The following is a 23042-nucleotide window of genomic DNA, read 5'->3' on the forward strand; positions in this document are numbered from 1 at the left end:
TACAAAGGGGCGACATATTTCAATGACTATAAATATAAAAAAATGTACTCTCGAAGATTCACGCAAACTTCAAGAAATTAGTTATGAAACATTTAATGAGACATTTAAGCATCAGAATTCACCCGAAAATATGAATACATATTTGGAAAAGGCATTTAATTTAAAACAATTAGAAGAAGAATTATCCAATATTTCTTCGCAATTCTTTTTTGTTTATGTTGATAATGAGGTCGCTGGATATTTAAAGGTCAATACCAATGATGCTCAGTCTGAAGAAATGGGTGCTGAATCACTTGAAATCGAGAGGATTTATATAAAGAAAAAATTTCAAAAACATGGGCTTGGTAGATATCTTCTAAAAAAAGCTATGGAAATTGCGATGGAACGTAATAATAAGAAAATCTGGCTAGGTGTATGGGAAAAAAATGAAAATGCTATTGCTTTTTATAAGAAACTGGGGTTTGTTCAAACTGGAGCCCACTCTTTTTATATGGGTGATGAAGAACAAGTGGACTTTATAATGGCCAAAACACTCATATAACTTTTTTGGAAAGGAGGATTATTATGTATATTCCAAAATATTAAGGTCACAAAGATGAAATTTGAGATTTTGTTCAAAAAAATTCTTTTGGCACAATTGTCACAACAAAACAAGGGAAACCCATTGCTACTCATTTGCCTTTGGGGCTAAGTAAAAAAGATCATGATTATTATATTACTGGGCATTTGGCTTATGGATATCCTCAGTGGAGAACATTTGAAACCTGTGAAGATGTGCTTGTAATGTTTCAGGGATCGAACTCATACATTTCTTCTTCTTGGTATGGGCATGAAGAAGTTCCAACATGGAATTATCAAGCCGTCCATGTATATGGTAAAGCAAGCATTTTAGAGAAAGATGAATTAATTGAAGAATTAACTATAATGCTGGAAAAATATGAAGGGAATCGTGAAAATCCTATTTTATAGGATAAATTTTCTCCTCAACTCTTAGAGAGTGAATGGAAGGGTTAGTTGGATTTAAAATTAAGGTGGGAGAAATTCAGGCTGCTTATAAATTAAGTCAGAACCGAAATAAAACGGATTATATTAACATCATTGATAAATTACAAAATGAAGGAAATCCAAATTCGGAACAAATGGCAGAATTGATGGAAAAGAGATTAAATAATCACCTATAAGCCCACTTTTATTCAGTCCTTAGATGCAGAATTAAAGAAGCGAACGGAGCTGTCATATTGGCAGCTTCTCTTCAGATTGTGAAGTATTGTACTTAAACTAACAGGTGCGTTAGCTGAAGATCGGAGCTGTCTCTAAGGCAGCTTTTTCTTATGGAACTAACGGGGCAGGATAGTTGCATAAGAAATTAAAGAAAACAGAGTATTATTACTTTTATAAATAACCAAAAAAACGTTTATTATAGGAATGTTGTTTGAAATTTGAAAAATTAAAGGTGGCAAGACAATTTGAAAAAATGGGAAAATGTAGCGTTTGGTAGTTCAATTTTTATTGTACTAACTTTCCTTCCTCCGTATCTTGATAAAATTGGTATTTCTCTTTGGCTTAAATCAGTATGTATATTTACTGTACTTTTTGGTGTTCTTTTTATTGTATCTAAAATCAAATTCCTTCAGAAATCGGTAACAAGAAGAGTAGGCTGGTCGACTTTGATTACAGTATTTATTTTCTTAACTGTTTTGGCTAATTTAATCGACTAACAGGTGCTGTACTTCAATGCCAGGAGCTGATCAGTAGCTCTTTTCTTATGGAACTAAAGGGGCTGATTTGTTGAAGAGTAATATATACTAAGATAATGGTAGGATGAAAAAGTAGGGAGTTCGATGAATTGGAGGAAATGATAGGTGGTTTATTTGTTTTTGTAACGGGAGTAATTTTCCTGTATTTTGGTTTGTTTCAGTACAAGTGGTTGGATAAGAGTATAAAAGAGATTGAAGAAGGAAAAATCGATTTTTTTCCATTCATAAGTAGTTATTGGTTCTGACGGATATTGTTCATCGGAATTGGTGTATTACTCATTTTAACAACTGGAAATTCATTCATTAGGATGTCATTCATTAACTAGGTGCTAATAAGTAGGTGGTGCGGTAAGCCTTTTCTAAATACACTAACGGGTGCGTTAGCTGAAAATCGGAGCTGTCTTTAAGGCAGCTCTTTTCTTATAGAACTAAAGGGACAGGATAGCTGAAGAAGGTTTTGAAGAAAAATCAAGAAGTTTTATGTAAAGAATGTGAAGGGATGGTACGTATTAAATGAATGATGTAATCGATTTGATTGACACAAGAAAACCTGGAGTTACGGATTTAGATATAAAATCAGCAGAAGAACAATTAGGAGTTGTTTTTCCCAAACAATACAAAGAACTTTTTAAACTATCTAACAATGCTCAGATTGATGAATGGACTCTGTTTCCTATTAAAGACTCCAAAAACTTAAAGAGAACCTGGGATGATATTGTAAGACAAAATCAAAATGTGAGAGATGAAGGCATGGCAGATGATCTAATATCTATTGGTGAAGATGGTACAGGGGACAAATTATGTTTTCGGATTGTTGATACGGTAATGGAGGATAAAATTTATATTTGGTATCATGAAACCGAAAAATTAGAAGAATTAGCTTCTAACTTAAAAGAATTTATTATATCGAATTCTGAATTTGAAGATGAGATTGATGAGGATGAATAATTAATAAACTTATCTTGTTGAACTAACGGGTGTGTTAGCTGAAGAACGAATTAAATAAAGGACCACACATATTAGACATATCTAAAAAATGTGTGGTCCTTTTAATTTCAACTGTCTCACTTATCTAACCTAAATATAACGAGTGGATGCCTTTTATTTTTTATTTACCTGATCAATTAAAGAAATAAGAGATATGCTTAGTAAAATTAAACCTATAAAGGTGCCATAGGAATTAGGAGTTTCATCGAAAAACATAGGTAATACTACAAAGTTTACTATAAATATTATTATAGCAAAAATAACTAATAATCTATTTGACATTTAAAACACCGCCTATCATTTATTTCTTAACGGAACGATAACAGTCGGTGGAACAGAAGTTACAAACGATATACCATATTTCCCATTAGCCGATACTGTTTTTACAATTAGTCCTCTGTGTAAATTATGTAAATATAGTATAATTATGTCACTTGAACTATAAAAATACAAATTATATTTAGTGTTCTTTTAATGAATTGAAAGGAAAATATTTATATGAATTAATTTTACAATTGAAGACAACGGTTTTTTTAATAAGTTCTTAATCAACTAACGAGTGCGTTAGCTGAAGGTCGGAGCTGTCTTTAAGGCAGCTTTTTCTTATGGAACTACCGGGGCAGGATAGTTCAACAAGCATAGTGTACTCGTACTGTGTGTTAGAAAATTATGGTATACTTTTGTCAATCTGTAAAGGTGGGAACTATTATGACTATTATGACTATTAATGGCGGCGATGCAATGTATTCAATATTTTTCCTTATTTGTATATTTGGGATATTTTCTGGAGTGTTTTTTCTAATACGGTCACTCGTTACTAAGCAGCCCAGGAAGTCAGACCGTATCGAACAAAAACTTGATAGAATAATTGTGTTACTTGAAAAGGATAAAAAAGAGTAATCTTTTAGTCCTTTTTATTTTTACCTCGCAGTTTGGGTCAACTCTACAATAAGTCATTATAGAACAGATGCGTAAGCTGAAGATCGGAGCTGTCTTTAAGGTAGCTTCTTCTTTATGCAACTAACGGGGCAGGATAGTAAAAATTATTGTTTTTATAAGCTATAGCAAATTCCATTAGAAAGGGAGTGTGAAAAATTGAAATCAAAATCATATTTATTAACATTGATTTCTCTTATGTTGGCTTTGGTTACATCTAACTTAGATATTCATACTGATATTAAATCTGTTATTTATGGATTATCGGCGTTAGGTTTAATTTTAGGAGGATACTTGAGTATAAAAAAACCAAAAGAAAATAAAGAAGTTTAGAGAGTGTATTATTCAACTAACGGGTGCGTTAGTTGAGATCAGAGGGCTGCCATTGGGTGGCCTTTTTTCTTAATGAACTACCGGGGCAGTTTAGTTTAATAAGAGAGAAGCCTATTTTATGTCGCTTTTGATCATCTTAATACCTGATAGTTCTACAGATAGATAAATATGATAAAGTTAAAAAGGATGTAAAAGAGACAGAATTTTGGACAAGGAGATATAAAGTGAAGAAATTAAAAAAACGAGTTTCTCTAGGGTTAGGTGTGCTGATGGCCACGTATATACTTTTTTTAGTCTATGATTACTTAGACAATCAGAAAAAGGTAGAACAGAGCCGAGCATTCATGAAAGAAAGCAATAAGGTAATTAATGAATATGATATTCTATCGCTCGGAGTCAATCCAAATAACAAAACGATTAAAGTCCATGTGCCGATAGAGGAAGAACAACGGAATGAACTGGCCTATTCTTTGGCTCAAATCGCCCAAAAGCATGGCATGAAGGATTATGAAGTCATAGTTAGAGCTATAAGAGATGGGTACCCAATTTCCAATTGAAAGCCTTGTGAAGGATTGTACTTAAACTAACGGGTGCGTTAGTTGATTAAGGCACACAAAAATAATCAATTATACTCAAATCACTCTTTCTTATTTTATTACACATAGAATAATGAACAAAGTTTTGTTACGAGAAAGGCAATAAAAAACGTCCTTTTCAAAACGAACAGTGGTGTGTTCAGAAAAGGACGAGTTTTGGAACAAATAATAACTTATTTATAATATCGTGCTTAATCGATAAAAATCAAATAAACGCCAATCCCTTATAGATATGGGATTGGCGTTTTGGCGTACTTCTTAAAGTTACAAATATGTTAAGCTCATTTTATAAACAACATTTTAAGAAATGTTTTTCAATTCCTCTGTTAATCGTAGGAATTCTTCTTTGTTTTGATCCTGTAATGACTGGTCAATCTCTTTTCGGATTTGCTCTTTTCGGAAATTAAGAAGGGATTTGTTTAACACCATTTCAGCAAATTCAGAATCCATGACGTTTAATTCAGGTTGTGGTGGTGTATTAGCCAAATTCTTTTCCATAGGAAATCAACTCCTTGACCTTTTTTCTATTATATCAACAATTTTCAGATTATTCAAATATTTATCTCGGTAGTTCCAATGAAATAATGATCGTGTAAATACATTTAATTATCACCAAACAGAAAAATACTAGTTTTAGAACAAATAATAACTTATTTATGAAATGTTTGCTTTTTTACTTTTGTTCAGCAATCGGGCCAGATTGTGGAAGATCATTTTAAAAGAAAATTCGATATTTGTTGGTGAGATTAGGATTGTACTTAAGCTAAAGGACAGAATAGTTGAAGAAGGAAATCAAGTTTATGTATATTTTGTCCATCAACTTTTCAGTAGCAAGATAAGCGAATAAAAAAGCAGTGCCACCACTATAAGAGTGTTGGTACTGCTATATGGAGTGACAAGTTTTTTATTAATTAGAACGTACTTGCTACTTTAACAGCTTTTTCAAGCCCTGCAGCAATAATTTCTTCTGCTTTATCTGGGAATTGATTGTGACCTTCAATCACTACCTTCTCTATATTTTTTACACCGAAGAAGCTCATCATACTTGCTACATATTTAACAGCCATTTCTACTTCAGCTTTTGGTCCTTCAGAATATACACCGCCACTTGCGTTTAATAATACAATTTTCTTATCTCCAATCAGACCTACTGGACCTTCTGGCGTATATTTAAATGTTTTGCCTGCGCGGTTTAAATAATCAATATATGTGTGTAGTACAGCCGGAATTGTTAAGTTCCATAATGGGAATCCAAACACAACTTTATCAGCCGCAAGGAATTGTTCTAAATATTTATCAGCAACAGTTACTGCTTTTGCTTCTTCTACTGTTAAATCAAGTCCTCTGCTAGCCTTAAATGTACCGTTAATCATATCTACTCCCAAATATGGCAATTCTTCTTTGTATAAATCAAGTTCTACCACTGTATCATTTGGATGTGATTCTTTATAGCTTGCTAAAAAAGCCTCATATAATTTCACACTCACCGCTTGGTTTGCGGGGCGATTGTTTGCTTTTACAAATAAAACTGTTGTCATTCTCTTTTCCTCCTGTTACTCGCTCTTATGTTGTTATATATTTATTCACTAAAAAGGGAATCCTATTGTCTTTACAATATCTTTTTAAAACTATATTCCATGTCTCCACCTAGAGCTTCAGCCGTATCACCAGTTTCTCTGAAGTCATGTGTATGAATCTTTTCAAACGGCCCAAAGTTTACTTGTTTATAAAATTCATAACAAGGGAATCCGTCATGGGTACCTTGAATATCGATAGTACCATCTTTTTTGACATGTACAGTTAATAGATAATCAACGGGAGGTGCATATACATTTAATGGGTTGCTAGCACTAGCACTCATTTGAAATTTGACGTCATCTGACCTCCATACAACATCAGTGCACAAAATACCTTCCGTACTAGCTTTTCCTGTTTTTTTATTAACGGAACCATCGGGAGTTGTGATTCTTTCTGTTGTAATGCCAGTATTCTCATATGTGAAGATTTCTTTTTTATAAAAATCTACAACTACTTCTTGTTCTATTCTGGAACGCATAGCGTTTACAGCATATGGAGTAAATTCACGTGAGTCACCTTCGAATTGAATCACGTTTCCTGTTTGAGTATCCTTCTTAGGTTCAGTCCAAGACATTGGAATAAATACACTTGCTCTAACTTTAACAATGTTAGTCATAAGAACCACCTCTGTAATTCTAATTTTATTTTGGGTAATTCATAACTTTGAGCCATTCAGCATTTCGTATAAATTATAGCTTTTTTAATATTTGCTGCTTGTAAACTTCTACTTCGTATTTATATCTAGATTGTCGTTTTAAAACTGTATTCCATTTCCCCAGTTAGCGCTGCTGGAGTGTCACCAGTTTTTCTGAAATCATGTGTATATATTAATTCAAATGGACCAAAATCTGTTTGTTTATAAAATTCATAGCAGGGGAACCCATCATGGGAACCTTCAATATACGCCACACCATTTTTGTTAACATGTATAGTTAATAAATAATCAGCCGCAGGTGCTGCTGCATTTAAAGGATTGCTTGCACTTGCCCTCATTTCAAAAGAAACTTCATCAGTACCCCACACAACATTAGTACATACAATATTTTCTGTACTTGTTTTTCCTTTTTTATAATCAACAGAACCATCTGGATTTGTAACTTTTACAGTTACGATACAAGCATTTGTATATGTGAAAATTTCTTTTTTATAAAAATCAATAATCACTTCTTGCTCTAATCTTGACCGCATAGTGTTTACAGCGTTTGGTGTAAATTCACGTGCATCACCAGTGTATTCAAATATCTTTTCTGTTGCAGGATCTTTAATAGGTTCCAACCAAGCATACGGTGCAAATACACTTCCTCTAATTTTAACGATGTTAGCCATGAAGAACCCTCCATATAATGTATTAATTTTGTTTCGGTGAATCCAATTTCTTTTATAATTGAATTGTGGTCAACTTGATTGACTACATTGCGTATAGTACAATGGATTTTAAATAAAGTCAACCTAATTGACTTTATTTAAGGAGGTTTTATGTATGAATCATGAAGTATTTAGTGAATTGGATCTTACATCACTTTTATCATTATCCTTTAGTACATCAATTAATGAATTACATGACAGATTGAGTGAATTGGGATTTGGAGATATTAGACCTGCACATGGTTTTATGTTTAAATGCATCACTCCCAATGGAGCAACAGGGATAGAACTAGCCGAATATTTAGGAATTACAAAGCAAGCTGTGAGTAAAATGGTGGATTATCTTGAGAAAAGTGGCTATGTAATGCGCAAAGCTCATCCCACTGATAAGAGAGGGAAAATTATTGTTTTGACCGAACGAGGTTGGTTAGTAGTGAAAGCAAAAGAGAAGATACTAACTGAGATTGAGCAACGTTGGATTGAAAAAATAGGTGCTGAACGCCTGCAAATGCTCAAAGAAGATTTAACAAAATTAGTTTATGAAGAAAATGAAGATAAACTATCATCGAGTTTAAGACCTGTCTGGTAATTATAGAGTTTATAAAGGGAACTTTTAATCGTGCTTAAATTCGTACTAACAGTACAGCGTTCCTGTAATGATATAAATTAGCAGCAAGGTTTGAGAAGAATTGTACGGGAGCGCTAGTTCAAGAAAAACAAGTTAAATTGCATTTGTGTATCTATTTTCGAATGTTCCATTAAAGGGAGCGATTCTTTATTAAGAATTGCTTTTCTTAATGAACTAACGGGGCAGGTTAATTGAAGAAAGAGTTAAAAAAGAGGGAAATAACCATATCAAAGAGAATGATTAACAATAAATAAAGGCATTTATATGCTGATAAACATTAAGAAGGAGTGTAGCAGGTATGTTTCACCCAAAAGATGTTTTGTCTGATCAGTTGTTAGCTAATGCAAACGATCCAAGTTGGTACGTACCATTTTCAGAATCTGTTAAAAATTTGACAGATGAAGAAGCTTTTTGGAAGGTGAGTGAAGAAAGTAATAGTATTGCCGAAATTGTACAGCATTTGCTTTATTGGAATGAAACGTGGCAAACAAGGTATAAAGAAGCTAGTGTTAATCCAGTTCCGACAGTAGGTAATGACAGTACGTTTACCATTTCAAAAAATAAAACATTCTATGAACTTCAAAAACAACTTTTAGAAGTTCTTTTACATTGGCAAGAAATATTAACGGAAGAACAACTAGAAAGCGATGTTCAAGGGTACTTTGATGCTAATTGGTGGCAAGTATTAGGGAATGTAACGACACATAATGCATATCACATCGGTCAAATTGTTTATATTCGGAAGATACAAAAGAGCTGGAATTAGAGCAAAAAGAAAAAGTGAGATATTTTATAGTTATAGAACTAACGGGTGCGTTAGTTGAGATCGGGGGAGCTTCCATTTGGTTTCCTTTTTTCTTAATGAACTAACCGGGCAGGTTAGTTGAAAAAGGTAATATTTGAATTAAGATAGATATAATTAGAAAAGTTAACAAGGGGTGATTTTTTTAAACAAGTAGTAAAAAGACTTTGAAAAAACAATATTTCCCCTCAGAAACCTAAATTTGAAATCATCGAGAACGTAATGGTTATTAGCATTAAGAACCATTTAAAAGATGGAGTAGACTTAGATGGTTTTACTATTTTAAACCTTATTTACCAAACAATTGGACATTTAGAAGAGAGCTGAACAAACAAGAAATAGAATTATTGAGGCTTATGCAGAGTGTCAAGGCATTTTATTTTAATTATAGCTATGAAATGAATACCATTTGGCGATGAATTATTTTACTAGGTTTTTAATGTTTTTACTGATATATGCAAAGTTAGCAGTACACTAATAAAGTAATAAGGTTTACTTCAGTAAAATAAGGTATATTATATTTGTTGAATAGATTCTCTTTAAAGACAAGAAAAGTAGGTGAACAAAGTGGGAAAATATCAGTTGGATACCAAAGGTAAGGTAGCTGTGACAAAGTTTCATGAAAAACAGAAGCCTGCCAAATTTGATAAAAAGCAGCAACTTGAAAAAATACGTGCGGATTATATGAAAAAGAAGCAAAAACAAACAGATAAATAATATGAATGAAAACATAGGAAGACTAAAATCTCCCTATGTTTTTCTTATTCGAAGTTCTTTTTTCAATTGATGATAGAGTTTATTATTCCCATAAATTTCAGATTCGGTGACAAAAAACTCGTCATCAGATATCCATTCCTCACTAAAAATTTCAGTAGCAGAATCAATAGACCAGCCGTTATTTTGGATACACCAGTAATCTCCAGCAGGAATTTTTAAAACATTTGGATACTCACTTGGCTTAGGTAGCTGAATAAAAAGATAAGTCTCGATCTTTTCAGCAAGATACTTTCTCAACACCCCACACTCAAAGAAAGTCAGGGAATACGTGCTTTACATCAATAAGGGAGGTTGTTTGAAGCAACCTTTTCTTAATGAACTAACGGGTGCGTTAGCTGAAGATCGGAGCTGTCTTTAAGGCAGCTTTTTCTTATGGAACTATCGGGGCAGGTTAGTTCAATAAAAGGGAACTTTTACCTTTTTGTTCCGTATAAAAAGGAGCAGGAAATAAAGTGTCCTTAGAAAAAGGTAGCGTAAAATAACCACACTGCCTGTGAAATAAAAATATCAAAATGGAGGTAGAAATATGGAAACCTTAACACAAATAACCCCTTTAATATTCTGGGCAGTGATAATAGTAGGTGGAATTTACTTAATGCTTAGGTATTTAAAGAAAAAATAAGGAGTTATTGAGCCTATTGTACCTTCATATTTAATACTTCAACTACATCAGTCTTCCACTTACTTATTACACTTCTAATTGGTATCATGTAAAAATCTCTATAACCTAAAAATCAAATCCATACATATTGATCAATCTTTGTTCAAAATGTGTGGGTTTCTTCTATTGTAAATTCAGCTTTTGCAGCACACTTTTGATCAAACTTTATTTTAACCCTACAAAAAATGATAAACCGAAATCAATACTTGATTTTGGTTTTCCTTTTTACATTTACAGCAAATCCTTTTGTATCTTTTTAAATTTATAATTTTTTTAATGCACACTTGACACTCCTGCTACATAGTATTACAATATACCAGTACTTATTAATACCAAATACCTGTATAACTTATTAGCTTAGGAGGTGTATGCTATGGAAAATTTAACAGAAATGCTCAAAGGTGTGTTGGAAGGCTGTGTGCTGGAAATTATCAGCCGGGGAGATACTTACGGCTACGAGATTACCCGTCGCCTCATTGAAATGGGCTTTACAGAGGTTGTTGAGGGTACGGTCTACACCATTTTGGTGCGACTGGAAAAGAAAGAATTAGTGAATATCGAGAAAAAGCGTTCTGAAATGGGTCCTCCTCGCAAATTTTATTCATTAAATAATGCAGGACACGAGGAACTCGAACAATTTTGGGGAAAATGGAATTTTGTATCATCAAAAATTAATACCCTAAAGGGGGAGAAATAATATGAAGAAATTTATAGAGCTAATAATTGGCGATTTAGAAAGCAAGAAGGAATACAAAGCTTTTATGAAAAAAGTAAATTCCCTACCGAAAGATTACGCCTTTGTATTCAAAAAGATTCAAAAGTACATGTGGAATTTCGGATATGGATTTGGTGAAGAAATCATCAATTTGTATGAACTGTTTGAAGCTAGTGCAGCAGAAGGCAAGCATGTGCTAGATGTTACCGGTGAAGACGTGGCGGCATTTGCCGACGAATTAATGGCTCTCTCAAAACTAGATGGAGAATCGGTGAGTATATTAGGAGGGCAAGTAGATTTGAAAAAAGAAATTGAGAGTAGAGTTGAAGAGCAAGTAAAAATATGGACGAATAAAAAATAAGGTAGGAGGTTAAATACCATGGTAAATTTCATCAAAAAGATACTTGACGACAAAAAAGAATACAAAGAAATGATGGCGCGTGTGGAAGCTTTGCCAGGCGACTATCCAGAAGCCTATAAAAAAATCTGCAACTATATGTGGGGTTTCGCCTCTGGAAGCGGCATGGATATGCTGAGAATCCAGTACGATCTCATTGATTTGTTTGAAGATGGTGCGGCAGATGGCAAAGACGTTTTGGAAGTGACAGGTGAAGACGTGACAGCATTCGCCAATGGACTTATCGACCAAACGAAAAGATGGGATGATAAGTTACGCAATAATTTGAACAAAAGCATTCTGAATCGTGTGGGTAAGAAAAAATAAGCGTTGAACAACCTAACTGAATAGCTCAGCTGTTCAGTCATATTTCGAACAAGTAAGTAGTATAACTGACTATCTGTCAGACTATATAGAAAAACCCAGTTGCAGGCGCTACTGCACTGTGAGCACGCGCCTTCAGCTTTATATATTTACGAAAACAGCCTTCTCTTAAAACAAAAAAGCCGCCATTTAGGCGACTTCTAATGGGACTATGTTCTTGTCCCCCGACATTAACTTATATGGATGTCGGACGGGGGTCAAGTCCCCTATCATTTCCGTGGGGGTTTTTGACGCATTTTTGGGGCTTTCTGTGACCGAAATTCATCGTCCGCGCGCCATGGCCGGAAAACGAATGTTTTCCGCCAATGCTAACAGTGGTGGCTATCTACCCGAGAGCGGCTTTTGCAATGCACCTGAGTCTTGCACCGTGTCCCCTGAGCCAGTAGGGAAATGGCACGGTGCATAGGACCAGGCTTATGCCGGGGTTCTCAGACGCGGACCATGGCCATGCCGCGATTCGAACCATTTAGGAGTGCCACAAGACCATCTGGCGCCTGCTCCAAACCTTCGATAACGTGGTAGAACGGCTTGATCCGACCCTCCTGTACCCATTTCCAAAGATTGCGTTCTGCTTCGCTGAAGAGTTGGCTGTAGGCCCCATACGGGAACCCCCGCATGGTAAGATTCTTCAAAATCACGGTGAGTGGCACGCCTTTCGGACCGACCATTGGCTGATCGCTGTCGTACTGCGACGCATTCCCACATAGGATGATGCGGCCACCAAACTTCATCGCGTCCAAGGCGGCTTCCAGTACGGGCCCACCCACGTTGTCGAAGAACAGGTCCACGCCCTCTGGACAAGTCTCCTTTAACTGCCCATCCAAGTTGCCAGCCTTATAGTCGATAGTTGCATCTATGCCGAGCTCGCGTTCAAGCCACGCGCATTTCTCGCGTCCGCCGGCTATGCCGACGACGCGGCAACCTGAAAGCTTTGCAAGCTGAACGACCAAGGATCCGACCCCACCTGCTGCGGCGGACACCAGTACCGTCTCGCCAGCTCGGGGCTGACCCGCGTGAAGAAACCCGAAGTAAGCCGTGTAGCCGGTTTGACCAAGAAGACCCATGTAATGTTCCACCGGATGGCCACCGTCGCGTTTGGTGAGAGCCTGCGCCGGCATAACGGCGAAATCCTGCCAAGGCGCGAACGCCTCCACAACGTCGCCTTGCGCGAACCCCGGATCATTGGAAGCGACGACCTCGCCTACTGCCAAGCTCGTCATCGGCCTTCCAGCTTGCATTACGTCCGGCATCATCATGTATGCGCGATTGCCAGGCATGATATTGAGGTAAAGGTTCCGGAACAGGACCTCGCCGGGCCCAGGCTCAGGAACATCTATCTCCTGCAGTTTGAAAATATCCGTCGTCAGCTTGCCTTCCGGCACAGCCGTGTAGAGCCATTGCCTGTTACCCTGTAGTGTAACCTTTTCAGTTTTAGCCATTTTAAAAACTCCTCACCTTCGATGTGGAAGATAAATTCGATTATCTCCTTATAAATTGATGTAATTGTGCGGTTGACGTTTTTAATTGTAAAACGTAGTATTAAACCATTCAATGTTCAATATTAAACGAAATGATAATTAATAGTCACATTCTCTTGATTTGACCATTATTATTATTGAATGGAGAGTTTATATATGGCTAAAGATAAGGTAGACCTACGTATTCTAAAAACAAGGAAAGCTATTAAAGACGCCTTCTTGACTCTAATTCAAACGAAAGGCTATGAACGGATAACCATACAAGACATTGCCGACGAAGCCGTGATCAATCGGAACACTTTTTATTTACATTATGTGGACAAACCTGATTTGATGGAGAAATTATGTCATGAAAGTTTGGATAAATTAAATGTTTGCTTTAACCTAGGTATGAAAGATAACGGTATCCGTGTAACAGATGAGGAAATGTTTATCATAAGCTTAAGTGAAATATTTAAAGCAATAGAAGCAAACATTGTTTTCTTTAGAACGATGCTGAGTCTAAATGGTTACCCTCACTTTACAACTCATTTAAAAGAAGCAGTAAAAGATATTTTTCTTTCTGGTATTGGTGGTCAAGAATATAATCAAAAATTTAAAATCGGGTTGGAATACATGATTTCAGGATTAGTAGCCGTGATTTGTATGTGGATTTCAGATCCAGAGCATTTGATAGTTGAAGAGGTCATCGAACATTTGAGCGAAATTCATTTTAATAATGTATTGAACTTATTAAAAAACATTTAACGGCAATAGACTAGGAATACACTTTGTTGAATTAACAGGTACATTTAGGCTACGTATTATATTTCACCAACTTATACAAAAAGAACAAAAGGCTGTCGAGTCTTCTCGACAGCCTACGATTCAGAAAATGAATAGCGTAATTTCATCATAATTCCAAGATTGACTTGTTGGTCCATTCATATCTTCCGGCTAACCCCCGATTCTTTCGGATTTTAGTTGCAAATTTGGGGTAGTTGCTGCGTTATCCTGCCCGTTAGCGTAACGCTCGATCCTCAATTAATGTTTTTTCCTCAGTCCGGAAAATAAAAGGATCTAAGATCCCTTTATATTAATAAAATTCTCTCAACCAAGGTCTCGATAATGTTCAAGACTAACACTATATTTTCACTGAATAATTTAATTAACTCGTTAGATATTTAGTATTCTTTTTACCGCGTCCTTGATATTATTTATAATAATTAAAACAAGTTAAAAAAGGAGGTTATATATTGGAAAATTATCTATTATTTTTAATGATGTCTTTTTTACTTATTATAATGCCAGGTCCAAATACAGGAGTTGTTATACAAAACACAATCTCTCTTGGTAAAAAAGGAGGGGTCAAGACCGTTTTTGGGTCATTCTCTGGGCTAATCCTCCATATCTTAGCAGCAGTATTTGGATTGTCAGCAATCATCGTTCAATCTGCTTTTATCTTTTCAATATTCAAGTATGCTGGTGCCGTATATCTAATCTACCTTGGAATTAAATCTTTACTTTCATTACGGAAGCCGAGCGAACTTAAAGTAGAAGGTCAAAAATCACAAATTCAGATTAACTCAAAAAGAAACAGTTGCTTTTTTCAAGGTTTTGTAACCTGCGTCTCCAACCCTAAAGTCGCAGTATTTTTCTTTACATTTTTACCCCAATTTATTAAACCAGGAGAAAGTCATTTTACTCAATTATTAGTGATGGGATGCTCATATGCATTTTTAAACCTTATATGGTATCTAACTTATGTTTATTTAATAAATCATCTGAAAAATTGGATAAGAAAACCGTCTGTACAAAAAGTTTTACAAGGAGCCACTGGCTTTGTTTTATTAGGCTTTGGTTTTAAACTTGCTTTTGAAAGACAACCATAAAATTATGGGCACTTTACTTAATAAAAGTAAAGTGCTTTTTTATCTCACAGATTTCCCGTACAGTTTTTTTCAACTCTACAATAAATTTAATGAACTAACAGGTGCGTTAGCTGAGGATCAGAGCTGTCTTTAAGGCAGCTTTTTCTTATGGCACTAACGGGGCAGGATAGTTGCATAAAAACTGTTACAGAAAGTAAGGTTTATAAAGGGAATTAAAATTTAGGGGTGGGTGCATATATGAATAGCGAATTTTATTTTATTAATGCTTTTTCTAAAGAAGAATTCAAAGGAAATCCTGCAGCAATAGTTTTCTTGAGAGAGAAAAGAACGGAAGAGTGGATGAAATCTTTTGCAAAAGAACTTAATCAACCTATCACAACTTATATTACAATAAAAGATGCAAATAGCTATCAACTTAGATGGTTTACACCCAATGAAGAGATTGATTTATGCGGGCATGGTACATTAGGAGCTGCTCATATTCTGTGGAGTGAGGGCTTTATTTCATCAGAGTCGACAATTAATTTTTATACTCAATCGGGACTCCTTCGAACTGAGTTATTAGAAAAACAAATAATTTTAAGATTTAATTTAAAAGAATCCAATCAAAATGAAGTGACTGAGGAGTTAATAAATGCAATTGACTTTCCTATAAAAGCTGCTGCTTGGGCAGAAGATCGGTACATTTTAGAATTAGAAAATCAGGATATGGTTCATAACGTAACGCCTAATTTTGAAGCAATAAGAGAACTAGAGGGTCCGGGAATAATTATTACTAGTCGTGGATCAGGTAAGTACGACTTTGTATCAAGGTATTTCGCTCCAAAGATAGGAATTAATGAAGATTACGTAACTGGCTCTGCACACTGCGCGTTAGCTTCATATTGGAGTGATCTCTTAAATAAAAAAGAATTTATAGCATATCAAGATTCAGAGCGCGGGGGTGAAATAAAACTAAAGATAAAAGGAGAAAAAGTCGAGTTAATTGGAGATTGTGTAACTTTACTGAAAGGAGAACTATATAATTAGTTTACCCGTATGGGAGCGATTCTTTATTAAGAATCGCTTTTTATAGAACTAGCGGGTGCGTTAGCTGAAGTGCTGACTTTGTTATTCTGGAAGAAAATCCGTTAACAATTGACCCTATAAAAATTAAAGAAATCAAAGTACTTAAGACAATTGTGAACGATAAGGTTATCTACGAAAATTAAATTAAGGATAGGATGCACGGGGACGGTTCTACTGCTTCATTCACTTGCTGGTGAAGCACAAGAACCGTCTCTTTGCTTCCTGCGTGCCCAGCAAGCCGTTAATTGCTAGTTGGTGAAAGTCCAATAAATAATAGAATGGTTTCTTCAAAATAAACACTCCTTTTAATGTTGAATTATTTTCCCGTTTTTCACTACCACATGATATGCCATCGCTCCACAAGTTCTAAGTCCTGAAACAATCGTTTTTTATTGACCATTGGAAAACTTCGTAATGCGTCCGCAATGATGTGATCCAGGCGATCCTCTTCAGTTACCTTCGGCAATAAATAACTCCCCTTGAGGGCATGTCATCCCTGTTACGGGTCCGTCGAGTCCAGCAACATAAACTGAAAATGTTCCAGCTTCTTTTACTTTTAGAATTCTGCCTTCTTCTGGTTCAGTTCCATAAGCAAACCCTGCTGCTGCGAAATAGATATGTCCCTGATTATCAAAAGCAACAGAGGTTGGAAATGTCAAATTTGTGATGAGACGTTCTAACTTATATCCTTTTTCTAATTCATAAGGGGTCTCATCAATTGAAAGCGCCAAGGAGGGACTATAATTTTTTTTATTCTTCAGCGCCCATTTCATATCTTCTAACTGCTGCTGATCCCGGATCGGTTGCACATCTTTTGGTTTTCGTATAATAAAACCTAACTCTTGTAGTATGTTTTATACAAATTAAGTTTAGATAATTGTTAAATTGGTTCGTTTAAGTACAAAAATAGTTTGCGCTTACGAACTCACATTTGCTTTTACGAACGTCCTGAACGGAATAAATTCATTTCTATGAGGACCTGATTTACAAAATCTTAACGTTGGATTAATGTGGGATTTATATTGAATGATTATGATTAATCCGTAATAAACAGTAATAAACATTAAAAATTCCACATTAAATGGAGGCACTTTTTATGAATTACACATTCAAGAAGAATTGTTACAAGTCTATTCAAGCTGTGATGTTAGGAGTGAGTATACTAGGATTAGCTGCTTGTGGAGCTACAAAAGAGGAGGCTGCTCCAGTTGTTAAGGATCCAAGTTCGTTAACCCTGAAAGAAATTGAAACAAAAGCAAAAGAAGAGGGGACAATTAATAGTGTCGGTATGCCTGATTCATGGGCTAACTGGGGAGAAACGTGGAATGAAGTGATGAAAAAATATACATTGGAACACAATGATACAGATTTATCCAGTGCCGAAGAGATTGCCAAAATGGAATCTGAAGGAGAGAATGCAACAGCTGATATCGGCGATGTAGGGGTTTCCTTTGGGCCCATCGCGGAACAAAAAGAATTAACGATGCCATATAAAACTTCCTATTGGAACGAGGTACCTGACTGGGCAAAGGATGACAATGGAGATTGGGTTGTTGGCTACCAAGGAACGATTGCATTCTTAACTAATAAAGAATTAGTAGATAACCCGCCAAAATCATGGGATGACATATTAAAAGGAGATTATAAAGTAACAGTTGGAGATGTTCAGCGTGGTACACAGAACCAAATGGCCGTTCTTGCTGCCGCTAAGGCTTACGGTGGTGATGAAACAAATCTCCAACCAGGAATTGACTTTTTTGCTAAGCTTGCGAAGCAAGGCCGCCTTAGCTTAACTGATGCCAAGCCGGCTAACATCGAAAAAGGGGAAGTGGAAGTTGCCCTTGTTTGGGATTTCAATGCTCTTGGTTACGCTGACCAAATTAACCGCGATCAATTTGAAGTCTCCATTCCAAGTGAAGGTTCAGTCGTAAGCGGCTACGCAACTATTATTAACAAAAATGCAAAGCATCCTCATGCGGCGATGGCAACTAGAGAATATATCTTAAGCGATGAAGGACAAATTAACTTAGCTAAAGGATTTGCCCGTCCAATTCGCGATGTAGAACTACCGAAAGAAGTAGCTGAAAAAATGGTTCCAGAAGAACAGTACAAAAATGCAAAACCAATTGAAGATTACAAAGCTTGGGAAGAAACGGCTAAAAATTTACCGCAGCTTTGGCAAGAAGAGGTGTTAGTCCATGTCAAATAAAGTAATAGCAATTGTTGTTGATGGTATGAGATATGATAAAGCATGTGAGGCTCTTGGATTTATTCAACATCTAGTTGAAACAAATCAGGCAGCACTTTACAAAGTAAAGTCGGAACTCCCAAGTCTTTCCCGTCCATTATATGAAGTGTTACTAACGGGTACACCGGCATCAGTGAACGGAATTACCTCCAATCAAGCCGTACGCTTATCTACTGAGAAAAGTCTCTTTCATCTTACGATAGAAAACGGCTTAAGAAACGGAACGGTATCTTATTACTGGGTAAGCGAACTTTATAATCGCGCGCCATTCCATTTTATTGAAGATCGTGAGCAAGAAGATGAGACTAAGCCGATTCAATATGGAAAATTTTATTGGGATGATGACTATCCAGACAGTCATGTGTTAATGGATGCAGAAGCTTTGCGCAGAAAGCATGACCCACACTTTTTATATATTCATCCGCTCGGTGTAGATGTAAAAGGAGAAATTTTCGGTTCGGAATCGAAAGAATATCGTGAACAAATCTTAAAAATGGGCAGCTTGTTGGCACAACTTTTGCCAATTTGGATCAAAGAAGGTTACCACATTTTAATTACATCTGATCATGGCATGAGTGAATATGGCAACCATGGCGGCATAACTGATGGTGAGCGTGATGTACCGCTCTTTATCATGAGTCCAAAAGTTGAGCCTGGTGTTTACAGCGAAGTAGTTCCGCAATTAGCTTTTGCACCGCTCGTTTGTGAACTTTTAAATATTGAGCCGTCCAATAAAATGATTTCATATCAATTTCCAGGTCTGAAAGGAAAAAATACCCTTTAAAAAGATACACTATTCAACATTAAAATGAAGAATGAAGAATGAAGGTTGACGGGAATTGGTTTAACGAACCTACTGTTAAACCAATTCCCAAATTGTTAAAGAACAAAGAGGAGCGAGAAGTCTTGCGAAAAATAAAAAAACAAAAAATTTACTTATTAGCTCTTTTACTGCCATTTATTTTGTTTGTGATTGGATTTGAAATAGGACCATTAGTGGCAATGATTAAAAATAGTTTTTATGCAGACGATGGAATTCAAGTTACGGTTGATCAATATATCACCATATTTAAAAGCAAATTTTACTTACAAGCCATTCAAAATAGCCTTGTCATTTCTTTATTTTCTGCTGTAACTTCTGTGATTATAGCAGTCATTGCAGCCTATTCGTTTACAAAGTTCTCACAAAAGATACAAAATCGCTTACTGATGATTGCCAATATGACGTCGAACTTTGAGGGGATTCCCCTTTCATTTTCATTTATTATTTTACTAGGAAACAATGGGTTGTTTACGTTGCTTTTTTCTAAGATTGGTGGGGATGTGTTTGCGGATTTTAATTTATATTCATGGACAGGCCTCATTCTTGTTTATATATATTTTCAAATTCCGCTTGCTATTATGCTCATCTATCCGTCTTATCAAGGAATTAAGAAACAATGGAAAGAAGCCTCTTCATTATTAGGAGGATCAACATTATCATTTTGGCTTCACATTGGGATTCCAGTTCTTTTACCTAGTATTGTAGGTACATTCAGTATTTTGTTTGCTAATTCGATGGGAGCTTACGCTACAGCCTATGCATTAGTAGGCAGCAACTATAACTTATTGTCATTGCAAATTGCCTCTCTAGTTGCTAGTGACGTTGCATTAAAGCCGCAGCTAGGTAGTGCGATGGGTGTTATTCTAGCAGCGACAATGATCGGGGCGATGTGGTTCAATGAACGAATGATGCGCCGCATTAGGAGGGACTTACGATGAAATCTTCATTGACTTTTCATAAAGTGATTGTTGGGTTACTAGTTATGTATTTATTAATTCCGCTTGTAGGAACATTTTTATTCTCGATTGCCGGTAAATGGGATCATACCATTTTACCTGAGAGTTATACAATGAAATGGTATATTGAATTATTTCAAGATGAACGGTTTTATGATGCTTTTCGACGAACGCTGTTTTTAATTGTCATGTCTGTAGGTCTTAGTGTTGTTATTATGCTTCCGACTATCTTTATCATCACAGTATATTTCAGTAAATGGGAAGGATTACTTCAAGCCGCAGCTATGCTTCCTTATGGAATTCCTCCCATTGTTGGAGCTGTAGGATTAATCAAGGTATATTCAGATGGACCGATTCAAATTGCCGGAACACCTTGGATTTTAATCGGTGCTTATTTCATAACGATTCTGCCATTTATGTATCAAGGTATTCGTAGCAGTCTTCGTACGATTAATGCCGTGCAGCTAGTTGATGCAGCGGAATTACTCGGTGCTACAAAATTCCAAGCGTTTCGCACAGTGGTGTTTCCAAATATTATATCTGGTATTTTAGTGTCTACCTTATTATCAGTCGCTCTTTTATTTAGTGAGTTTGCTTTTGCCAATTTGCTTGTCGGGGGCCGATTTGAAACCATTCAAATTTATCTTGCCGACAAATTAAACAGCAGTGGTCACTTAACAAGTGCAATTGTTATTACTTATTATTCACTGATTTTACTTTTAACGGGGACTGTATTAAAACTTACGTTTAGAAACGAAAAAAATCCTGTCGGGTCAAATAAGAAGCGAATTCTTTCATTTATTAAAAAACAATACTTTAATAAAAATACTGCTATAGAAGGTGAAAAGTAATGAGCTATGTAACCATCGATCAAGTGACTAAGGGGTATGAAAATCAGGTCGTTCTAAATGACATTTCTTTAACATTAAAAAAAGGAGAATTTGCTACACTTCTTGGGCAAAGCGGATGCGGGAAAAGTACATTATTACGTTCCATTGCGGGGCTTGAAGGTGTTGATGTAGGAAGAATCTTAATTGATGGAAAAGATATTACTAAATTATCACCGCGTCAGCGTGAAGTCGGTATGGTATTTCAGTCTTATGCGCTTTTCCCAAATATGAGCGTTTTTGACAATATCGCTTACGGCCTTAAAATGAAGAAGGTAAAAAATATTAAATCAAAAGTGAAAAATATGATTGATATGGTTGATTTAATAGGAAAAGAAGAGTCGTATCCTCATCAATTATCTGGTGGACAACAGCAGAGGGTTGCTCTTGCCCGTGCGCTTGTCATGGAGCCGAAAGTACTGCTTTTGGATGAACCGTTAAGCGCATTGGATGCTAAAATTAGAAAAAATTTACAAAAAGAATTAAAGAGAATACAGAAAGAATTAGATATTACAACTATTTTTGTTACTCATGATCAGGAAGAAGCAATGACGATGTCTGATCGAATATTTGTCATGAATAAAGGAAAAGTTGTACAATCCGGTTCTCCATCAGAAATTTATACTTCTCCAATCAATACATTTGTTGCAAAGTTTATCGGAAATTATAATGTTTGTAATATGGAAATTTTCCATAAACTTGTTCGCAGCACAGAACTAAAAGGGAATGAGGTCGCCATTCGTCCTGAAGTTTTACAATTAGTTTCTGCGGGTGAGGATAGCTTGGATTTACAAGAGAACTGGGGAATTAAAGGATTTATTAAAGATGTTTCTATGACAGGGAATGTTTTAAGATATGAAGTAGAAACAGATGAGTCCGCTTTCCTTGTAGACTATCTTCACCATCGAGGGGAAATGTTTGATCAAGGAGCACGCGTTCATATTCTTGTACCGAAGAAAGAATGCATTATTTTATAAATTATTAATGATCATGGGGGAAGGAATATGTCTGTTTTGCCAGAAGAAAGAAAGAATGAAATTTTAAAAGAACTTAACAAAATGGGAAAAGTAAAAGTTGTGGAATTAGTTGATCAATTTAATGTTTCAGAGGAAACGATTCGACGCGATTTGATGATATTAGAGGATAAAGGACTTTTAAAGAAGGTTTACGGTGGAGCGATTAAAACAGTCTTTGAATTTGAGGAGCCTCCATTTACACAGCGTACAAAGGTGAATCAAGAAGCGAAAATCAAGGTTGGGAAAAAAGCAGTAGAACTCATTTCTAACGGAGATGTGATTGCCATTGATGTAGGGACAACCATGCTTGAATTTGCGCAGTGTATCGAAAATAAAATAGACATTACGATTTTAACTAATTCTCTTCCTGTGTCGTCTGTGTTAACCGAATTGCTCAATCAAAATAAGTTTACAGGACACATTCTATTACTAGGAGGACAAATTGATCCAAAGCATCAATCTATAAGCGGCAGTCTCACTGAACAAATGTTAAATCAATTTAATATTGATAAAGCGTTCATTTCAGCTGGTGGTGTTTCCATTCAAAGTGGGGTTAGCAATTATCATTTACATGAAACATTAGTTTCACGCAAGATGGTCGAGGTATCAAAGCAAGTTATATTGCTAACGGATTACTCTAAAATTGGTGTCGACACATTTAGTAAAGTTTGTCCTCTAGAAAAAGTCGATGTGATTGTCTGCGAGCAACCATTTCCAGAGGAATGGAGAAATCATTCAAAATTAGAGGAGATCAATTGGATTCAAGCATAGTCAATCCA

The 23042-nt window shown here is 35.7% G+C and carries 30 protein-coding genes and 1 pseudogene; 22 read left to right on the forward strand and 9 right to left on the reverse strand.

The genetic code is table 11. The features are described 5' to 3' along the window. The first annotated feature begins 22 nt into the window (after positions 1-22). The 4 genes and pseudogenes from ACQKMH_RS07060 to ACQKMH_RS07075 all read left to right on the forward strand — a co-directional run bounded on the left by ACQKMH_RS07060 (position 23) and on the right by ACQKMH_RS07075 (position 2705). Positions 23-541: a GNAT family N-acetyltransferase gene (locus ACQKMH_RS07060; protein WP_427586707.1), complete on the forward strand. Its 519-nt coding sequence runs from the start codon at positions 23-25 to the stop codon at positions 539-541. A 65-nt stretch (positions 542-606) separates the two neighbouring features. Next, positions 607-1181 (forward strand): annotated as a pseudogene (locus ACQKMH_RS07065) (FMN-binding negative transcriptional regulator); the annotation flags it as partial. 285 nt (positions 1182-1466) lie between these two features. Next, positions 1467-1718, forward strand: coding sequence for a hypothetical protein (locus ACQKMH_RS07070; protein WP_427586708.1), 252 nt, complete (start codon positions 1467-1469; stop codon positions 1716-1718). Between the two features lie 552 nt (positions 1719-2270). Then, the gene (locus tag ACQKMH_RS07075; RefSeq protein WP_427586709.1) at positions 2271-2705 is read left to right on the forward strand and encodes an SMI1/KNR4 family protein; all 435 of its coding nucleotides are present in this window, start codon (positions 2271-2273) and stop codon (positions 2703-2705) included. A gap of 153 nt (positions 2706-2858) precedes the next feature. Here the strand turns inward: ACQKMH_RS07075 and ACQKMH_RS07080 are convergent, their stop codons facing one another. Further along, positions 2859-3026: a hypothetical protein gene (locus ACQKMH_RS07080; protein ID WP_427586710.1), complete on the reverse strand. Its 168-nt coding sequence runs from the start codon at positions 3024-3026 to the stop codon at positions 2859-2861. Positions 3027-3452: 426 nt separating this feature from the next. Between ACQKMH_RS07080 and ACQKMH_RS07085 the strand changes: the two genes are divergently transcribed. The 3 genes from ACQKMH_RS07085 to ACQKMH_RS07095 all read left to right on the forward strand — a co-directional run bounded on the left by ACQKMH_RS07085 (position 3453) and on the right by ACQKMH_RS07095 (position 4570). Next, entirely contained in the window at positions 3453-3644 is a 192-nt protein-coding gene (locus ACQKMH_RS07085) for a DUF4083 family protein (RefSeq protein ID WP_427586711.1), read from the forward strand. Between the two features lie 195 nt (positions 3645-3839). Beyond that, entirely contained in the window at positions 3840-4013 is a 174-nt protein-coding gene (locus tag ACQKMH_RS07090) for a hypothetical protein (protein WP_427586712.1), read from the forward strand. Positions 4014-4237: 224 nt separating this feature from the next. Continuing rightward, a complete protein-coding gene (locus tag ACQKMH_RS07095; protein ID WP_427586713.1) occupies positions 4238-4570 on the forward strand; it encodes a hypothetical protein in 333 nt (110 codons plus the stop codon). 339 nt (positions 4571-4909) lie between these two features. On the opposite strand, the gene ACQKMH_RS07100 is transcribed toward ACQKMH_RS07095, so the two are convergent. The 4 genes from ACQKMH_RS07100 to ACQKMH_RS07115 all read right to left on the reverse strand — a co-directional run bounded on the left by ACQKMH_RS07100 (position 4910) and on the right by ACQKMH_RS07115 (position 7513). Beyond that, a complete protein-coding gene (locus ACQKMH_RS07100; protein WP_427586714.1) occupies positions 4910-5107 on the reverse strand; it encodes an IDEAL domain-containing protein in 198 nt (65 codons plus the stop codon). A gap of 413 nt (positions 5108-5520) precedes the next feature. Beyond that, positions 5521-6147 (reverse strand): FMN-dependent NADH-azoreductase, encoded by a 627-nt coding sequence (locus tag ACQKMH_RS07105; protein ID WP_427586715.1) that lies wholly within the window; start codon positions 6145-6147, stop codon positions 5521-5523. Positions 6148-6218: 71 nt separating this feature from the next. Next, positions 6219-6803 carry a DUF3238 domain-containing protein gene (locus ACQKMH_RS07110; protein WP_427586716.1) on the reverse strand — a complete coding sequence of 195 codons (585 nt, stop codon included), beginning with the start codon at positions 6801-6803 and terminating at the stop codon, positions 6219-6221. Positions 6804-6928: 125 nt separating this feature from the next. Then, the gene (locus ACQKMH_RS07115) at positions 6929-7513 is read right to left on the reverse strand and encodes a DUF3238 domain-containing protein (RefSeq protein WP_427586717.1); all 585 of its coding nucleotides are present in this window, start codon (positions 7511-7513) and stop codon (positions 6929-6931) included. A gap of 154 nt (positions 7514-7667) precedes the next feature. On the opposite strand from ACQKMH_RS07115, the gene ACQKMH_RS07120 reads away from it, so the two are divergent. The 3 genes from ACQKMH_RS07120 to ACQKMH_RS07130 all read left to right on the forward strand — a co-directional run bounded on the left by ACQKMH_RS07120 (position 7668) and on the right by ACQKMH_RS07130 (position 9699). Further along, positions 7668-8141, forward strand: a complete 474-nt coding sequence (locus ACQKMH_RS07120; RefSeq protein WP_427586718.1) for a MarR family winged helix-turn-helix transcriptional regulator — start codon at positions 7668-7670, stop codon at positions 8139-8141. 337 nt (positions 8142-8478) lie between these two features. Then, positions 8479-8946 (forward strand): DinB family protein, encoded by a 468-nt coding sequence (locus tag ACQKMH_RS07125; RefSeq protein WP_427586719.1) that lies wholly within the window; start codon positions 8479-8481, stop codon positions 8944-8946. 603 nt (positions 8947-9549) lie between these two features. Next, entirely contained in the window at positions 9550-9699 is a 150-nt protein-coding gene (locus ACQKMH_RS07130) for a hypothetical protein (protein ID WP_427586720.1), read from the forward strand. 33 nt (positions 9700-9732) lie between these two features. Here the strand turns inward: ACQKMH_RS07130 and ACQKMH_RS07135 are convergent, their stop codons facing one another. After that, positions 9733-9996, reverse strand: coding sequence for a hypothetical protein (locus ACQKMH_RS07135; protein WP_427586721.1), 264 nt, complete (start codon positions 9994-9996; stop codon positions 9733-9735). Positions 9997-10793: 797 nt separating this feature from the next. On the opposite strand from ACQKMH_RS07135, the gene ACQKMH_RS07140 reads away from it, so the two are divergent. The 3 genes from ACQKMH_RS07140 to ACQKMH_RS07150 are packed head-to-tail and all read left to right on the forward strand — an operon-like array spanning position 10794 to position 11859. Next, entirely contained in the window at positions 10794-11117 is a 324-nt protein-coding gene (locus tag ACQKMH_RS07140) for a PadR family transcriptional regulator (RefSeq protein WP_427586722.1), read from the forward strand. A gap of 1 nt (position 11118) precedes the next feature. Then, positions 11119-11496, forward strand: coding sequence for a DUF1048 domain-containing protein (locus ACQKMH_RS07145; RefSeq protein WP_311282479.1), 378 nt, complete (start codon positions 11119-11121; stop codon positions 11494-11496). Between the two features lie 18 nt (positions 11497-11514). After that, positions 11515-11859: a DUF1048 domain-containing protein gene (locus ACQKMH_RS07150; protein WP_427586723.1), complete on the forward strand. Its 345-nt coding sequence runs from the start codon at positions 11515-11517 to the stop codon at positions 11857-11859. Positions 11860-12344: 485 nt separating this feature from the next. On the opposite strand, the gene ACQKMH_RS07155 is transcribed toward ACQKMH_RS07150, so the two are convergent. Then, complete coding sequence (locus ACQKMH_RS07155) at positions 12345-13355, reverse strand: NADP-dependent oxidoreductase (protein ID WP_427586724.1); 1011 nt, start codon at positions 13353-13355, stop codon at positions 12345-12347. Positions 13356-13550: 195 nt separating this feature from the next. Here ACQKMH_RS07155 and ACQKMH_RS07160 point away from each other — a divergent pair, with 195 nt between their 5' ends. The 3 genes from ACQKMH_RS07160 (at position 13551) to ACQKMH_RS07170 (ending at position 16294) form a co-directional block, all read left to right on the forward strand. Beyond that, positions 13551-14141, forward strand: a complete 591-nt coding sequence (locus ACQKMH_RS07160; protein WP_427586725.1) for a TetR/AcrR family transcriptional regulator — start codon at positions 13551-13553, stop codon at positions 14139-14141. Between the two features lie 488 nt (positions 14142-14629). Then, positions 14630-15265, forward strand: coding sequence for a LysE family translocator (locus tag ACQKMH_RS07165; protein ID WP_427586726.1), 636 nt, complete (start codon positions 14630-14632; stop codon positions 15263-15265). Between the two features lie 237 nt (positions 15266-15502). Continuing rightward, a complete protein-coding gene (locus ACQKMH_RS07170; protein ID WP_427586727.1) occupies positions 15503-16294 on the forward strand; it encodes a PhzF family phenazine biosynthesis protein in 792 nt (263 codons plus the stop codon). A gap of 373 nt (positions 16295-16667) precedes the next feature. On the opposite strand, the gene ACQKMH_RS07175 is transcribed toward ACQKMH_RS07170, so the two are convergent. Both ACQKMH_RS07175 and ACQKMH_RS07180 read right to left on the reverse strand, forming a co-directional pair. Then, positions 16668-16799, reverse strand: a complete 132-nt coding sequence (locus tag ACQKMH_RS07175) for a hypothetical protein (RefSeq protein ID WP_427586728.1) — start codon at positions 16797-16799, stop codon at positions 16668-16670. Continuing rightward, the gene (locus tag ACQKMH_RS07180; RefSeq protein ID WP_427586729.1) at positions 16783-17106 is read right to left on the reverse strand and encodes a hypothetical protein; all 324 of its coding nucleotides are present in this window, start codon (positions 17104-17106) and stop codon (positions 16783-16785) included. The genes ACQKMH_RS07175 and ACQKMH_RS07180 overlap by 17 nt, the downstream gene beginning before the upstream one ends. A gap of 323 nt (positions 17107-17429) precedes the next feature. On the opposite strand from ACQKMH_RS07180, the gene ACQKMH_RS07185 reads away from it, so the two are divergent. The 6 genes from ACQKMH_RS07185 (at position 17430) to ACQKMH_RS07210 (ending at position 23034) form a co-directional block, all read left to right on the forward strand. After that, complete coding sequence (locus ACQKMH_RS07185) at positions 17430-18542, forward strand: ABC transporter substrate-binding protein (protein ID WP_427586730.1); 1113 nt, start codon at positions 17430-17432, stop codon at positions 18540-18542. Beyond that, the gene (locus tag ACQKMH_RS07190) at positions 18532-19365 is read left to right on the forward strand and encodes an alkaline phosphatase family protein (RefSeq protein ID WP_427586731.1); all 834 of its coding nucleotides are present in this window, start codon (positions 18532-18534) and stop codon (positions 19363-19365) included. The genes ACQKMH_RS07185 and ACQKMH_RS07190 overlap by 11 nt, the downstream gene beginning before the upstream one ends. 122 nt (positions 19366-19487) lie before the next feature. Further along, positions 19488-20342 carry an ABC transporter permease gene (locus ACQKMH_RS07195; RefSeq protein WP_427586732.1) on the forward strand — a complete coding sequence of 285 codons (855 nt, stop codon included), beginning with the start codon at positions 19488-19490 and terminating at the stop codon, positions 20340-20342. Further along, positions 20339-21211 carry an ABC transporter permease gene (locus ACQKMH_RS07200; protein WP_427586733.1) on the forward strand — a complete coding sequence of 291 codons (873 nt, stop codon included), beginning with the start codon at positions 20339-20341 and terminating at the stop codon, positions 21209-21211. Before ACQKMH_RS07195 ends, ACQKMH_RS07200 begins: the two co-directional genes overlap by 4 nt. Next, positions 21211-22224, forward strand: a complete 1014-nt coding sequence (locus tag ACQKMH_RS07205) for an ABC transporter ATP-binding protein (RefSeq protein ID WP_427586734.1) — start codon at positions 21211-21213, stop codon at positions 22222-22224. Before ACQKMH_RS07200 ends, ACQKMH_RS07205 begins: the two co-directional genes overlap by 1 nt. A 27-nt stretch (positions 22225-22251) precedes the next feature. Then, positions 22252-23034, forward strand: a complete 783-nt coding sequence (locus tag ACQKMH_RS07210; RefSeq protein ID WP_427586735.1) for a DeoR/GlpR family DNA-binding transcription regulator — start codon at positions 22252-22254, stop codon at positions 23032-23034. Positions 23035-23042 lie beyond the last annotated feature (8 nt).

The organism is Peribacillus sp. NPDC097895, from assembly GCF_050277555.1.
In the GTDB taxonomy this organism is placed as follows: Bacteria; Bacillota; Bacilli; order Bacillales; family DSM-1321; genus Peribacillus.

What these genes read in the sequence shown, in the direction of transcription:
- ACQKMH_RS07155 (WP_427586724.1), bottom strand. Translation starts at nt 13,355, where the DNA reads ATGGCTAAAACTGAAAAGGTTACACTACAGGGTAACAGGCAATGGCTC.
- ACQKMH_RS07150 (WP_427586723.1), top strand. Translation starts at nt 11,515, where the DNA reads ATGGTAAATTTCATCAAAAAGATACTTGACGACAAAAAAGAATACAAA.
- ACQKMH_RS07170 (WP_427586727.1), top strand. Translation starts at nt 15,503, where the DNA reads ATGAATAGCGAATTTTATTTTATTAATGCTTTTTCTAAAGAAGAATTC.
- ACQKMH_RS07120 (WP_427586718.1), top strand. Translation starts at nt 7,668, where the DNA reads ATGAATCATGAAGTATTTAGTGAATTGGATCTTACATCACTTTTATCA.
- ACQKMH_RS07085 (WP_427586711.1), top strand. Translation starts at nt 3,453, where the DNA reads ATGACTATTATGACTATTAATGGCGGCGATGCAATGTATTCAATATTT.
- ACQKMH_RS07140 (WP_427586722.1), top strand. Translation starts at nt 10,794, where the DNA reads ATGGAAAATTTAACAGAAATGCTCAAAGGTGTGTTGGAAGGCTGTGTG.
- ACQKMH_RS07190 (WP_427586731.1), top strand. Translation starts at nt 18,532, where the DNA reads ATGTCAAATAAAGTAATAGCAATTGTTGTTGATGGTATGAGATATGAT.
- ACQKMH_RS07075 (WP_427586709.1), top strand. Translation starts at nt 2,271, where the DNA reads ATGAATGATGTAATCGATTTGATTGACACAAGAAAACCTGGAGTTACG.
- ACQKMH_RS07185 (WP_427586730.1), top strand. Translation starts at nt 17,430, where the DNA reads ATGAATTACACATTCAAGAAGAATTGTTACAAGTCTATTCAAGCTGTG.
- ACQKMH_RS07105 (WP_427586715.1), bottom strand. Translation starts at nt 6,147, where the DNA reads ATGACAACAGTTTTATTTGTAAAAGCAAACAATCGCCCCGCAAACCAA.
- ACQKMH_RS07145 (WP_311282479.1), top strand. Translation starts at nt 11,119, where the DNA reads ATGAAGAAATTTATAGAGCTAATAATTGGCGATTTAGAAAGCAAGAAG.
- ACQKMH_RS07210 (WP_427586735.1), top strand. Translation starts at nt 22,252, where the DNA reads ATGTCTGTTTTGCCAGAAGAAAGAAAGAATGAAATTTTAAAAGAACTT.
- ACQKMH_RS07125 (WP_427586719.1), top strand. Translation starts at nt 8,479, where the DNA reads ATGTTTCACCCAAAAGATGTTTTGTCTGATCAGTTGTTAGCTAATGCA.
- ACQKMH_RS07100 (WP_427586714.1), bottom strand. Translation starts at nt 5,107, where the DNA reads ATGGAAAAGAATTTGGCTAATACACCACCACAACCTGAATTAAACGTC.
- ACQKMH_RS07060 (WP_427586707.1), top strand. Translation starts at nt 23, where the DNA reads ATGACTATAAATATAAAAAAATGTACTCTCGAAGATTCACGCAAACTT.
- ACQKMH_RS07205 (WP_427586734.1), top strand. Translation starts at nt 21,211, where the DNA reads ATGAGCTATGTAACCATCGATCAAGTGACTAAGGGGTATGAAAATCAG.
- ACQKMH_RS07080 (WP_427586710.1), bottom strand. Translation starts at nt 3,026, where the DNA reads ATGTCAAATAGATTATTAGTTATTTTTGCTATAATAATATTTATAGTA.
- ACQKMH_RS07110 (WP_427586716.1), bottom strand. Translation starts at nt 6,803, where the DNA reads ATGACTAACATTGTTAAAGTTAGAGCAAGTGTATTTATTCCAATGTCT.
- ACQKMH_RS07200 (WP_427586733.1), top strand. Translation starts at nt 20,339, where the DNA reads ATGAAATCTTCATTGACTTTTCATAAAGTGATTGTTGGGTTACTAGTT.
- ACQKMH_RS07180 (WP_427586729.1), bottom strand. Translation starts at nt 17,106, where the DNA reads ATGAAATGGGCGCTGAAGAATAAAAAAAATTATAGTCCCTCCTTGGCG.
- ACQKMH_RS07115 (WP_427586717.1), bottom strand. Translation starts at nt 7,513, where the DNA reads ATGGCTAACATCGTTAAAATTAGAGGAAGTGTATTTGCACCGTATGCT.
- ACQKMH_RS07160 (WP_427586725.1), top strand. Translation starts at nt 13,551, where the DNA reads ATGGCTAAAGATAAGGTAGACCTACGTATTCTAAAAACAAGGAAAGCT.